Annotated in this window: 11 protein-coding genes; 1 reads left to right on the top strand and 10 read right to left on the bottom strand. The window is 68.1% G+C overall.

The window, feature by feature from the left end; translation table 11 throughout:
• Nucleotides 1–13: 13 nt before the first annotated feature.
• Nucleotides 14–1,201 (bottom strand): efflux RND transporter periplasmic adaptor subunit, encoded by a 1,188-nt coding sequence (locus FGL25_RS14815; protein WP_138142123.1) that lies wholly within the window; start codon nt 1,199–1,201, stop codon nt 14–16.
• Nucleotides 1,202–1,362: 161 nt separating this feature from the next.
• Between FGL25_RS14815 and FGL25_RS14810 the strand changes: the two genes are divergently transcribed.
• Nucleotides 1,363–1,956, top strand: coding sequence for a TetR/AcrR family transcriptional regulator (locus tag FGL25_RS14810; protein WP_003166716.1), 594 nt, complete (start codon nt 1,363–1,365; stop codon nt 1,954–1,956).
• A gap of 56 nt (nt 1,957–2,012) precedes the next feature.
• On the opposite strand, the gene leuB is transcribed toward FGL25_RS14810, so the two are convergent.
• The 9 genes from leuB to ilvD are packed head-to-tail and all read right to left on the bottom strand — an operon-like array spanning nt 2,013 to nt 12,084.
• The gene (gene leuB, locus FGL25_RS14805; protein WP_088410875.1) at nt 2,013–3,128 is read right to left on the bottom strand and encodes a 3-isopropylmalate dehydrogenase; all 1,116 of its coding nucleotides are present in this window, start codon (nt 3,126–3,128) and stop codon (nt 2,013–2,015) included.
• Nucleotides 3,128–3,730 (bottom strand): 3-isopropylmalate dehydratase small subunit, encoded by a 603-nt coding sequence (gene leuD / locus FGL25_RS14800; protein ID WP_138142122.1) that lies wholly within the window; start codon nt 3,728–3,730, stop codon nt 3,128–3,130. The genes leuB and leuD overlap by 1 nt, the downstream gene beginning before the upstream one ends.
• On the bottom strand, nt 3,723–5,135 hold the full coding sequence (leuC, locus tag FGL25_RS14795; protein ID WP_138142121.1) for a 3-isopropylmalate dehydratase large subunit: 1,413 nt from the start codon (nt 5,133–5,135) through the stop codon (nt 3,723–3,725). The genes leuD and leuC overlap by 8 nt, the downstream gene beginning before the upstream one ends.
• Nucleotides 5,122–6,093, bottom strand: a complete 972-nt coding sequence (locus FGL25_RS14790; protein WP_138142120.1) for a branched-chain amino acid transaminase — start codon at nt 6,091–6,093, stop codon at nt 5,122–5,124. The genes leuC and FGL25_RS14790 overlap by 14 nt, the downstream gene beginning before the upstream one ends.
• On the bottom strand, nt 6,077–7,324 hold the full coding sequence (locus FGL25_RS14785) for a 2-isopropylmalate synthase (RefSeq protein WP_138142119.1): 1,248 nt from the start codon (nt 7,322–7,324) through the stop codon (nt 6,077–6,079). The genes FGL25_RS14790 and FGL25_RS14785 overlap by 17 nt, the downstream gene beginning before the upstream one ends.
• Complete coding sequence (locus FGL25_RS14780) at nt 7,324–7,575, bottom strand: ACT domain-containing protein (RefSeq protein WP_046653132.1); 252 nt, start codon at nt 7,573–7,575, stop codon at nt 7,324–7,326. The genes FGL25_RS14785 and FGL25_RS14780 overlap by 1 nt, the downstream gene beginning before the upstream one ends.
• Before the next feature lie 2 nt (nt 7,576–7,577).
• Nucleotides 7,578–9,284: an acetolactate synthase 2 catalytic subunit gene (ilvG, locus tag FGL25_RS14775; RefSeq protein WP_138142118.1), complete on the bottom strand. Its 1,707-nt coding sequence runs from the start codon at nt 9,282–9,284 to the stop codon at nt 7,578–7,580.
• A 31-nt stretch (nt 9,285–9,315) separates the two neighbouring features.
• Complete coding sequence (gene ilvC, locus FGL25_RS14770; RefSeq protein ID WP_138142116.1) at nt 9,316–10,329, bottom strand: ketol-acid reductoisomerase; 1,014 nt, start codon at nt 10,327–10,329, stop codon at nt 9,316–9,318.
• 12 nt (nt 10,330–10,341) lie between these two features.
• The gene (gene ilvD, locus FGL25_RS14765; RefSeq protein WP_138142114.1) at nt 10,342–12,084 is read right to left on the bottom strand and encodes a dihydroxy-acid dehydratase; all 1,743 of its coding nucleotides are present in this window, start codon (nt 12,082–12,084) and stop codon (nt 10,342–10,344) included.
• Nucleotides 12,085–13,020: the final 936 nt, after the last annotated feature.

Here is a 13,020-nt window from a genome sequence, read left to right as displayed (position 1 = left end):
GTGAGCCTCCTCCTCAGCCGGCGCTGGCGACGAAGGTGGCGGACGAAGCGACGGGGGCCGTGGTCGCGGGCGCGTCGGCCTTGGTTTCCTCAGCCTTGATGGTTCCGTTCTGGGCGGTGACCTTCTGGCCCGGGCGGGCGCGCTGAAGGCCGTTGATGATGACGCGGTCGTCCGGCGTCAGGCCCGTGCGCACGACGCGCAGGCCGTTGGCCAGCGGACCCAGCTGGACCGGCTTGGCGCCGACCGTGCCATCCTTGGCGACGACGTAGACCACCTTGCGCGGGCCGTCGGTGACGACGGCGGAATCCGGCACCAGCATGGCGGCGTACCCGCCCGAACCGGCCAGTTGGGCGTGACCGAACATGCCGGGCTTCAGGAAGCCGTCGGCGTTCTGCACCACGGCGCGCAGGCGAATGGTGCCCGAGGAGGCGTCGATGGCGTTGTCGGTGAAGTCCAGCGTACCGGTGCGGTCGTAGCTGGTCTCGTCCTGCAGGCGGATGCGGATCGGGGCCGAACCGTTGCGGGCGTCGCGCTGGTACTTCAACGCCAGGGCTTCGGAGCCGTCGAAGACGAAGTAGATCGGCGAGGACGAGACGATGGTGGTCAGGACGTCGCCGGCCGACGAGCCGCCGCCGATCAGGTTGCCCGGATCGACCCGGCGGTCGGACACGCGGCCCGAGATCGGGGCGGTGACGCGGGTGAACTCCACGTCCAACTGACGGGCGCGGATGGCGGCGTTGGCGGCGGCCACGGCGGCCTCGGCGGTCTGGACGGCGCCGCGCTTGGCGTCGACCTCGGCCTGGGACACGGCCTGCGAGGCCAGCAGGCCCTCGGCGCGGGTCAGTTCCGTACGGGCCAGCGTCAGCTGGGCCTGGCCCTGGGCCAGTTGTGCGCGGGCCGAGGCCAGGGCGGCCTGGGCCGGACGCGGGTCCAGGGTGAACAGCAACTGGCCCTGGCGCACGAAGTCGCCGTCCTTGAAGTGGACCGACTGGATGTAGCCGCCGACGCGCGCCCGTACGTCGACCGAGCGAGGCGCCTCGAAGCGGCCGGTGAATTCGTCCCAGTCGACGACCTGTTGCGACAGGGGCGCGGCCACCGTGACGGGCGGCGCGCCCTGGGCGGGCGCCTCCTGTCCCTTGGAACAGCCATAGAGGGCGGCCGCCATCAAAGCGGACGCGGCCGCGATCTTAACCGTGCGCATCGGCGCAATCTCCTTGGGAGTAACGTGATCAGAGAGACTGTCGCTCTTTGGGGAGAAGGCGTCCAGTCAACACCGGCTGACTTAAAGACGACGAAGGCGACGCTTGTCAACGCCTGATGACAAGGCCATATAGTCCGTAAGGTTTATTGGAGTGCGACCAATTGGTCCTTTGCGACGTTCCCCGGCCGCGTAACGCCAACGCCACCCGCCAGGCCATTCTGGAGGCGGCGCGCGAGCGTTTCTGCGCGGAAAGCTATGATGATGTCGGCATGCGCGACGTGGCGCGCGACGTCGGCGTCGATGCGGCGCTGATCAGCCGCTATTTCGGCTCGAAGGAAGATCTGTTCCTGGCGGTGCTGGACAGCTGCAAGAACGGGCGTGACCTGATGGAAGGCGACCGCGCCGATTTCGGCCAGCGCCTGGCGACGGAAGTCGTCTATGGCGAGGCGGCTCGGTGCGAGGCTGACCCGACCGGCGAGAAGATGCGCGGCCTGTTGATCCTGTTGCGCTCGATCGGCTCGACCAAGGCGATGGACGTGGTGCAGCGCACGGCGAACAACCGCTTCTTCGATCCCCTGACTCAGTGGATCGGCGGCGAGGACGCGGCCGTGCGGGCGCGCCTCGCGTCCGGCCTGATCATGGGCATGGCCATCGGCCGCGAGCTGTCGGACGGCTTTTCGGCTCTGACGGATGAACAGCGGGGCCGCCTGCGCGACCGTATGGCCAAGGCGCTTCAGGGCCTGATCGACGGCTGAATTGAAAAGAGGCGGACCGCGGCCCGCCTCTTGTCTCTGTCTTATGGCAACCCCGTCTAGGCCCAGTGCATCGGCACATGGCGCGCCGCCGCCCAGTGGATGGCGCGGATGGCGTCGACGATGGCGCGGGTGGCCGACACCGTGCCCAGCGGCCCGCCCAGATCGGCGGTGACGGCGCCCGAGGCCAGGACGGCGGCGACCGCCGCCTCGATGGAATCGGCCTCATCCTCCAGATCGAAGCTGTGGCGCAGCATCATGGCCGCCGACAGCACCATGCCGACCGGATTGGCCAGATCCTGTCCGGCGATGTCGGGCGCCGAGCCGTGGATCGGCTCGAACAGGCCCGGCCCGTCGGCGCCCAGGGAGGCCGAGGGCAGCAGGCCGATGGAGCCGCCCAGCACAGAGATCTCGTCTGACAGGATGTCGCCGAACATGTTCTCGGTCAGGATGACGTCATAGTCGCGCGGCTTGCGGATCAGGTGCATGGCCATGGAGTCGACCAGGGCGTGCTCCAGGGTGATCTGCGGATATTCCTCGGCGTGGATGCGGGTCACGACCTCGCGCCACAGGCGACTGGTCTCCATGACGTTGGCCTTGTCGACCGAAGTGACCTTGCCGCGCCGTTGTTCGGCGGCCTGGAAGGCGGCGCGCGCGACGCGCTCGATCTCCTCGACCGTATAGACGCACAGGTCCGAGGCGCTGGTTTCGGTGCGGGTGCGCTCGCCGAAATAGACGCCGCTGGTCAGTTCGCGGAAGACGATCAGATCGACGCCCTCGACGATCTCCTTCTTCAGCGGCGAGCGGTGGGCCAGGACCGGCGAGACCTGCAACGGGCGCAGGTTGGCGTACAGGCCCATGGCCTTGCGGATGGCCAGCAGGCCCTGTTCCGGCCGCACCGGGGCGCCGTCCCACTTGGGCCCGCCGACCGCGCCCAGCAGCACGGCGTCGGAGGCCAGACAGGCGGCTTTCGTCTCTTCCGGCAGGGACTCGCCCGTCGCGTCGATGGCGGCGCCGCCGATCAGGTGTTCGGTGAAGTTGAAGCGGTGCCCGTAGATGTCGCCGATGCAGGTCAACACCCGCTGGGCGGCCAGGGCGACTTCGGGACCGACCCCGTCGCCGGGCAGGACGGCGATGTCGAAGGTGCGGGCGACGGGCGTTTCATGGGCGGTCATCAGGCGGTCTCCGGCTGAAAGGCGTCGTTTCTCAGGCGTTCAAAGGTGGTGACGTAGGGCAGTTTCGACTGAAGCCAGCCGAGGGCGTCGACCCCGTCCAGCAGGCACTGACGGGCGAAGGACTCGACCTTGAACGGCACGGCCGGGGCGTTGCCGCGCCGGATCTCACTGGCGTCCAGATCAATCGTCACCGGCTGTTCCGGGTGGGCGGCCAGGTCGTCCCAGGTCGCCTGATCGACGACGATGGGCAGGAAGCCGTTCTTCAGGGCGTTGGAGGTGAAGATGTCGGCGATCTCGGTCGAGATCACCGCCCGGAAGCCGTAGTCCAGCAGGGCCCACGGCGCGTGTTCGCGCGACGAGCCGCAGGCGAAGTTCGGCCCCGCCAGCAGGATGCGCTGTTCGGTCGGGTCGATGCGGTTCAGCACCGCCTCGGGCTTGGGCGAACCGTCGGCCTCATAGCGCCAGTCGTGGAAGGCGTGGGCGCCCAGACCCTCGCGCGTCGTGGTGGTCAGGAAACGCGCGGGGATGATCTGGTCGGTGTCGATGTTGGCCTGACTCAGGGTCAGGGTCTTCGACGTCAGGGTCTTGAAGGGCTCAGACATGGGCGGCCGCCTCCAGATAGACGCGCGGGTCGGTCAGGACGCCCGCCACGGCGCTGGCGGCGGCGGTGGCGGGGCTGGCCAGAATGGTGCGGGCGCCCTTGCCCTGGCGGCCCTCGAAATTGCGGTTGGAGGTCGAGACGGCCAACTGGCCCGGCGCGACGAAGTCCCCGTTCATGGCGATGCACATGGAGCAGCCGGGGATGCGCCATTCGGCGCCCGCCTCGGTGAAGACCCGATCCAGACCTTCGGCCTCGGCGTCGCGGCGGACGGCTTCCGAGCCGGGGACGACCAGCATCCGCACGCCCGGCTGGACCTTGCGGCCGCGCAGGACGTCGGCGGCGGCGCGCAGGTCGGGCAGGCGGCCGTTGGTGCAACTGCCGATGAAGACGACGTCGACCTTGTGGCCGGTGGCCGCCTCGCCGGCGGTGAAGCCCATGTAGTCGATGGCCTTCTGGTCCGAGGCCGAGCGCGGCTGCGGCACGGGCGCGCCGACGGGGGCGCCTGCGTCCGGGGTGGTGCCCCAGGTGGCCATCGGGCGGATGGCGGCGCCGTCCAGCACGACCTCCTTGTCGAAGACCGCGTCGGGGTCCGAGGCCAGACTCAGCCAGTCGGCTGCGGCGGCCTCATAGTCGGCGGGGACATGGCGACGGCCGCGCAGCCAGTCGACAGTGGTCTGGTCAGGGGCGATCATGCCCGCCCGCGCGCCCGCCTCGATGGACATGTTGCACAGGGTCATGCGACCTTCCATGTCCAGCGACCGGACGGCTTGGCCGGCGTATTCGATGACGTAGCCGGTGCCGCCGCCGAAGCCGATGGCGGCGATGACGGCCAACGCCACGTCCTTGCCGGACACGCCGGGGCGCAAGGCTCCGTCGACCGTCACCCGCATGGCCTTGGCCCGTCGCTGCAGCAGACACTGGGTCGCCAGCACATGGCCGACTTCCGAGGTGCCGATGCCGAAGGCCAGCGCCCCGAAGGCGCCGTGGGTGGCGGTGTGGCTGTCGCCGCAGACGACGGTCATGCCCGGCTGGGTCAGGCCCAGCTCCGGCCCCATGACGTGGACGACGCCGCGCTGGTCCGAGCCCCAGCCCGCCAGTTCGACGTTATGACGGGCGCAGTTGGCCTCCAGCGTCTCGACCTGACGGCGCGCCTGTTCTGTGACATAGGGGCGTTGCCCGTCCGGCCCGGCGGGCAGGGTGGGGGTCGAGTGGTCCAAGGTGGCGAAGGTGCGGTCGGGGCGGCGGACCTTCAGCCCGCGCGCCTCGATTTCGGAGAAGGCCTGGGGCGAGGTGACTTCGTGGACCAGATGCAGGTCCACATACATGACGCCCGGAGTCTCGGCGGTTTCCGGCACGACGACGTGCCGGTCCCAGACCTTCTGATACAGGGTTTTAGGCTGGCTCATGCGCGCGCTCCCTGGTTGGGGCGGCGGCCGCTTCGCCGATGGGCTCCAGCCAGCCGAAGCGGTCGGGCGTCGTGCCGTCGAACAGGCCGCGGAAGGCCTTGTTGACCGCCTTCGTCACCGGGCCGGGGCCGCCTGCGCGGGTCATGATGCCGTCGATGGAGCGGACGGGGGTGATCTCGGCCGCCGTGCCGGTCATGAAGACCTCGTCGGCGACATAGAGGGCTTCGCGCGGCAGCACCTGTTCGCGCGCCTCATAGCCCAGGCCGCGCGCCAGCTTCATCACGCTGTCGCGGGTGATGCCCTGCAGGATGGAGGCGGCGGCGGGCGGGGTCATCAGCACCCCGTCCTTGACGATGAACAGGTTCTCGCCCGCGCCCTCGGACAGCAGGCCGTCGGCGCCCAGGGCGATGCCTTCGCCGAAGCCGCGCACGCGGGCCTCGCGTCCGATCAGATAGGAGGACAGATAGTTGCCGCCCGCCTTGGCGCCCGCCGGGACGGTGTTCGGGGCCACGCGGTTCCAACTGGAGATGCAGGCGTCGACGCCCTTCTCCAACGCTTCTTCGCCCAGGTAGGCGCCCCAGGCGAAGGCCGAGATCATCACATCGCTGCGGATCGCCTCGGCCGAGGGGCTGACGCCCATGCCGCACTCGCCCAGGAAGGCCAGCGGCCGCAGATAGGCCGAACGCAGACCCTCGGCGCGCACCACCTCCTTGCAGGCCTGAACCAGCTCGTCCTCATTATAAGGCATGGGGAAGTGGTAGATGCGCGCGCTGTCGAACAGGCGGCGGATGTGGTCGGTCAGGCGGAAGCCGCACGGACCGTTGGGGGTGTCATAGACGCGGATGCCCTCGAACACCGAAGTGCCGTAGTGCAGGGCGTGGCTCATGACGTGAACCGTGGCGTTCTCCCACGCCGTCAGTTCGCCGTTGATCCAGATGTTCTTAGCCAGCGGTTGCATAGGTCGTATCCTGTGGTGCGGAGGCCGTGACGGCCGCGATGATGGCGGTCAGTTCCGCGTCATTGATTTCGCCGATTTGGTCGGCGCGTTGCTTGAAGCCGGCGAAGACGTCGGCCAGGCGCTGGCCTTCCAGCACATGGCCCAGAGCCTCGGCCCGCTTGCCGACCGCATGGCGGCCGGAATGCTTGCCCAGCACGAAGTAGCTGCCCTCGAAACCGACGTCCTCGGGACGCATGATCTCGTAGGTGCGGGCGTCGGCCATCATGCCGTGCTGGTGGATCCCGGCCTCGTGGGCGAAGGCGTTCAGGCCGACGATGGCCTTGTTGCGGGCGATGACCGTCTCGGTCACGTCGCGCAGGGTCTGGGAGGCGCGCACCAGATGGCGGCTCTCGGCGGCGACGGTCGCCCCATAGCGGTCCGCGCGGGTGCGCAGGGCCATGATGACTTCTTCGATCGAGGCGTTGCCCGCCCGTTCGCCGATGCCGTTGATCGCGCCCTCGATCTGGCGCGCCCCGCCCTCGACCGCGGCCAGGGAGTTGGCGACGGCCAGGCCCAGGTCGTTGTGGCAATGCGAGGAGAAGATCACGTCCGCGTGGCGCGGGCGGATGATCCCGTCCAGATAGGCGAACCGCTGGCGCGCCTCTTCCGGCGTGGCGTAACCGACCGTGTCGGGCACGTTCAGCGTCTGGGCACCGGCATCGGCGGCGGCCGTCAGGGCTTCGGCCAGGAACTCCGGCTCGGTGCGGAAGGCGTCCTCGGCCGAGAACTCGACGTCGTCGAACATCGAGGCGGCGTATTCCACCGTGCGCGAAATCGTGGCCAGCACCTCGTTGGTGCTCATGCGCAGCTTGGCCGAGCGGTGAATCGGGCTGGTGGCCAGGAAGACGTGGCAGCGACGATGCGATTTCGGCGCCGGAGCCAGGGCGCGGAAGGAGGCGTCGATGTCCTTCTCGTTGGCGCGCGACAGGGAGGCGAAGACCGGGCCCTCGATCTCGCCCGCCACACGGCGGATGCATTCCTCGTCGCCCGGCGAGGCGGCGGCGAAGCCCGCCTCGATCACGTCCACGCCCAGGTCGCGCAGAACATGGGCCATCTTCAGCTTGGCCACGGCCGACATGGAGAAGCCGGGGGCCTGTTCGCCGTCGCGCAGGGTGGTGTCGAAGATGATGACGCGGTTGGGGTCGGACGCCGCAATCTGGGCGGTTTTGGATACGCGTTCTACTCGGGACATTACGCCGCCTCGGACTGGAAGGTTTGGGCCTGGATGCGCGCGACGCCGATCAGGCGGTCGATCTGGCGGCCCAGGTTGTCGATGGAGCGGGCGGCGTCACGCCCGCGAACGGTCAGGGCGATGCGGCGCATCGCGCCTTCATCGGCCATGCTCATGCCGTCGATGTGGAAGCCGCGGCGCTCCACCAGGCCGATGAGACGCTGAAGCGAGCCGTCGGCTCGGTCGATCTGGATGTGAATGGTGTCGCTCATGATCATGCGCCTTCCATCATTTCAGCGTTGCTCTTGCCCGGCGGCACCAGCGGCCAGACGTTTTCCTTGGGGTCGATGACGACGTGGGCCAGACAGGCGCCTTCGGCGGCCAGCAGGCGGGCCAGACCGGCCTCGACCTGGTCGCGGCGGTCGATGCGGAAGGCCTCGACGCCGAAGGCCTCGGCCACCTTTACAAAGTCCGGATTGTCGGACAGGTCGATCTCGGAATAGTTCTCCGAGAAGAACAGCTCCTGCCACTGGCGCACCAGACCCAGCGATGAGTTGTCCAGCAGGACGATCTTCAGCGGCACGCCATAACGACGCAGGGTCGCCAGCTCCTGAACGTTCATCATGAAGCCGCCGTCGCCGGCGATGGTGACGACGACCGCATCGGGGTCGGCCATCTGGGCGCCCAGACCGGCAGGCAGGCCGAAGCCCATGGCGCCCAGACCGCCCGAGGTGATGTGGGCTTCAGGCCGGGCGAAGCGGCAGTGCTGGGCGGCCCACATCTGATGCTGGCCGACGTCGCAGGCGGCGACGAAGCGGTCGCCCGCCATTTCGGACAACTGCTTCAGCAGGGCGGGCGCGTAGACGCCTTCGCCCGGCGCGTCATAGCGGGCGGCGTGACGCTCGGCCGCCGAGGCGCAGCGGATGACCCACGGGTCGATCGCCAGCGGCGCCGCCGACATGCGCGCGGTCAGGGCCTCGATAGCCGGACGGATCTCGCCGCCGACGGCGACGTGGGTCTCGCGCAGCTTGCCGATCTCGGAGGCGTCGACGTCGAAGTGGATGACGCGGGCATGAGGGGCGAACTCGGCCAGCTTGCCGGTGGCGCGGTCGTCGAAGCGGGCTCCCATGACGATCAGCAGGTCGGACGCCTGAACCGCCTCATTGGCCGCGCGGGCGCCGTGCATCCCCAGCATGCCCAGGAAGCCGGGCGCGTCCGTCGGCACCGTGCCCAGGGCGTTCAGGGTGGCGACGACGGGAATGCCGGTGGTCTCGGCGAAGGCGCGCAGGGCCTCGGTCGCGCGGCCGATCTTCACCCCGCCGCCGATGTAGATCAGCGGGCGCTCAGACGTGCGGATGAAACGCTCGGCCTCGGCGATGGCGTCGGCGTCGGCGGCGGGCGTCTCATTGGGAATGTTGAAGCCGAACGGGGCGACGGTTTCGGCGAACTGGACGTCCTTGGGCAGGTCGACCAGCACCGGGCCGGGGCGGCCCGAGGCGGCGATGTGGAAGGCCTGTTCGATGGCGGCCGGAATCTCGGCGGCGTCACGGACCAGGATGGAGTGTTTCACGATCGGCAGGGTGACGCCCAGGATGTCGATCTCCTGAAAGGCGTCGGTGCCCATGACCCCTTGGGGGACATTGCCGGTGATGCAGACCATCGGCGCCGAATCCATCATGGCGTTGGCGATGCCGGTGATCAGATTGGTGGCGCCGGGGCCCGAGGTGGCCATGCAGACCCCGACCCGGCCGCTCAGGCGGGCATAGGCGTCGGCGGCGAAGGCGGCGGCCTGTTCGTGGCGGACCAGGATGTGCTTCAGCGACGAGCCGGTCAGGGCGTCGTAGATCGGCATGATGGCGCCGCCGGGATAGCCGAACACCACCTCTACGCCCATCCGCTCCAGGCTGGAGACAAGCAGGCGCGCGCCGGTCATGACGGCCGGGGCGGGGGGTGTTTTCAGGGCGGGCGCGGCGGCGCTCATCGGATCAGTCTCTCTTTATATATACAGAGGGTCAGGCGGCGGCCTGCTTGGCCGTCTGCAGCCAGGCCATTCGGTCGCGCAGACGGGCGCCGACCTGTTCGATCTGACTGTTGCGATCGGCGTCCAGCAGAGCCTCGTACTTCGGCTTGCCGGCCTCGTTCTCGGCGATCCACTCGCGCGCGAACTGGCCGCTCTGGATCTCGTCCAGCACGGTCTTCATGCGGGCGCGGGTCTCGTCGGTGATGACGCGCGGGCCTGAGGCGACGGCGCCCCACTTGGCCGTTTCCGAGATGAAGTGGTGCATCTTGGAGATGCCGCCTTCGTAGAACAGGTCCACGATCAGCTTCAGTTCGTGCAGGCATTCGAAATAGGCGATCTCGGGCTGGTAGCCGGCCTCGACCAGGGTGTTGAAGCCCTGGATGACCAGTTCCTTGGCCCCGCCGCACAGGACGGCCTGTTCGCCGAACAGATCGGTCTCCGTCTCTTCGCGGAACGAGGTCTCAAGCAGGCCGCCGGTCGCCCCGCCAATGCCCTTGGCGTAGCCCATGGCGCGGTCGCGCGCCTTGCCGGTCGCGTCCTTTTCGATGGCGAACAGGGAGGGGACGCCGCGGCCGCGCGTGAACTCGCGGCGGACCAGATCGCCCGGCCCCTTGGGCGCCACCAGGATGACGTCCATGTCGTCGCGCGGCGCGATGCGGCCGTAGATGATCGAGAAGCCGTGCGCGAACAGCAGGGCCGAGCCGGGCTTGGCGTTCGGCTCGATGACGTCGCGATAGATCTCGTTCTGGATCATGTCGGGCGTCAGGATGGCGATGATGTCAGCGCCGCGAACGGCTTCGGCAGGCTCGGCCGTGGCCAGGCCGTCCTCGGTCGCGTGCTTCCAGCCCGTGCCGCCGTGACGGACGCCGACGATCACGTCGTGGCCCGAATCCTTCAGGTTCTGGGCGTGGGCGCGGCCCTGCGAGCCGTAGCCGATGACGGCGATGCGTTGCCCGGCGATGGCGCCCGGCTTGATGTCTTCATTAGTGTAGATGGTGATGGCCATGGGAGGACGTCCTTAGGAAGCAGCGGTTTCGGTGGAGCAGGCGGCCAGATCGGCGGGGATCTGGGCCGGCGGCGGATTGGGAATGGTCACGGCCCCTTGCGAGGCGGAGGCGACGGCGGCGCGGTATTTCGCGAAGACGCCTTGCGCCGGGCGGATCCGGTTGGGGGCGAAGTCCGCCCGGCGCGCCTCCAGATCGACGAGCACATCGATCCTTCGGTTGGTGACGTCGATGACGATCGGATCGCCATCGCGAATGAGAGCGATCGGGCCGCCCGCCGCCGCTTCGGGCGAGACGTGGCCGGCGACGAAGCCGTAGCTGGCGCCCGAGAAGCGGCCGTCGGTCAGCAGGGCGACGTTCTCGACCTTGCGGCCCTTCAAGGCGGCGGTGACCTGCAGCATCTCGCGCATGCCGGGGCCGCCCTTGGGGCCTTCGTAGCGAATGATGATGACGTCGCCTTCGCCGACCGAGCCGTCCTGAACCGCGTGGAAGGCGTCTTCCTCGCAGTCGAAGACGGCGGCCGGACCTTCAAAGCGGTCGACCTTGTGGCCGGTCAGCTTGATGACGGCGCCTTCAGGCGCGACATCGCCATAGATGACGGCGTAGGAGCCGCGCGCCATGACCGGCGCCTCGAAGCGGGTCACGACCTGTTGGCCGGGCTGCTCCTCGGCGTCGCCGGCTTCGGCGAACAGGCTGCGGCCCGAGACGGTCGGGACGTTGGCGATCTTGCCCGCCTCGGCCAGACGCTGGGCGACCAGGCGCGTGCCGCCCGCCGCATACAGGTGCGAGGCCAGGAAACGCCCGCCCGGCTTCAGGTCGCAGATGACCGGCGCCTCGACGCAGGCCTGGTGGCAGTCCTCGACGCCGAAATCGACGCCCGCCTCGGCCGCGATGGCGGTCAGGTGCATGACGGCGTTGGTCGATCCGCCCGAGGCCGAGACGGCGATGGCCGCGTTCTTCAGGCTGGCGCGGGTGATGTATTTGCGGGCGGTGTCTCCGGCGAAGACGCGCTCGACGATCAGGCGGCCGCAGCGCTCGCCTTCCGCGCCCTTGGCCGGATCGACGGCGGGCACGTCATTGGCGCCCATGGGGCTGATCCCCATCATCGACAGGGCCATGGCCATGGTGTTGGCGGTGAACTGGCCGCCGCAGGCGCCGGCGCCGGGGCAGACCGCGCTCTCGACCGCCTTCAGGCCCGCATCGTCCAGCGAACCGGCGGCGTGGGCGCCGATGGCCTCGAACACTTCCTGGACCGAGACTTCCTTCGTGCCGATGACGCCGGGCAGGATGGTCCCGCCGTAATAGACCAGGCCGGGGATATCCATGCGGGCCAGGGCCATGGCCGCGGCGGGAATCGTCTTGTCGCAGCCGACGATGCAGACGACGCCGTCCAGCTGATGCCCCTCGATGGCCAGTTCGATGGAATCGGCGACGATTTCGCGGCTGATCAGCGAGGCCTTCATCCCCGCCGTGCCCATGGAGATGCCGTCGGTGACGACGATGGTGTTGAAATCGACCGGATAGCCGCCTGCGGCGACGATCCCGGCCCGCACGTCTTTGGCCAGACGGTCCAGGTGCATGTTGCAAGGGGTGACGGTCGACCAGGTGTTGACGATGCCGATCATCGGCTTGTCGAAATCGGCGTCCTGCATGCCCGCCGCGCGCAGATAGGACCGCGCCGCCGCCCGGTTTGGGCCCTGGGTGACGGCCGCAGAGCGGCTGTTAGGTTGTTTCGTGCTGTCAGAAGGCGTCGTCATTGTGATGTTGGAACTTCTTGCCTGTCGGTGTTGGGCTGGGCACAAGAAAAACCCCGCGTCCGGAGCCGGAGCGGGGTGAATGGGCGAAACTGGCTGGGTTCAGGTCAGGTCGCAGGCATCCACACCGCTTGGCTAAGCGGAATGAGAATTACCGAGAGAAGGAGTACGCCCAGCGACAGCACGCGCAGATCGGCCGCCGCTTGCGCGGGGCTAGGGATCGCAACGATGGCGGCGCGGTGGGACAAGGAAAGACCTTTCGAACTGGCGCTCTTATGCCTCGCCGAATGTTGCGGCGCAACCGTGGATGCACGAATTATGGAAGAAAGAACCCTGCGGCGGCGTCGCTGCGGGATTTGAACGCCAAAAACAGTCGCTCAAGTGCGTGTCTGGGATAAAAATTTCATCCTGAGGCCGATTTCTCTTTAGCTCTCCCGACGCGCGCGTACGTGAAGGGCGCCGGAAGTAAGGCGCGGACGACTCTGGTTCGTTGAGTTTCTTGGACTTTTTGTGAAAAGCCTATTGCCACCCGCAAAGAGCGGACGTATATCGCCGCCTCGCTCGGAGACGGGCTGGCCCAGCGGGCTTCGGAGACGGTGTTTTCGGGGTTTTGTTCGGGGCAAGGGTTTGGAAAAGCGTCTTGCTTCGGGTGGTTGGATCGGTTAGCTTCCGCGCTTCAATCGAATCGCTGGATTGAGTTGAGGGATAGCCTCTCGGTTTTCCCGGCGGTTTACTGCGGCCTTCGGAGCTTCGGTTTCGGAAAAAGCAGAAAGGCTGAAAAGCCCGGTTGACAAGGAGATCGGCTCTCACTAGATAGCCGCCTCCGCCGCTCCTTCCGGAGCGGTTTCGTGAAAAGAAAGTTCTTTAAAAAGAACTGCTTGACACGAAAAACTGGGTCGGCTAGATAGCCGCCTCCGCCGCGGACCCGGCGCTAAACGG

It is taken from the genome of Brevundimonas vancanneytii (assembly GCF_901421975.1).
Lineage (GTDB): Bacteria > Pseudomonadota > Alphaproteobacteria > Caulobacterales > Caulobacteraceae > Brevundimonas > Brevundimonas diminuta.
This window is presented reverse-complemented; position numbering and strand designations above follow the sequence as displayed.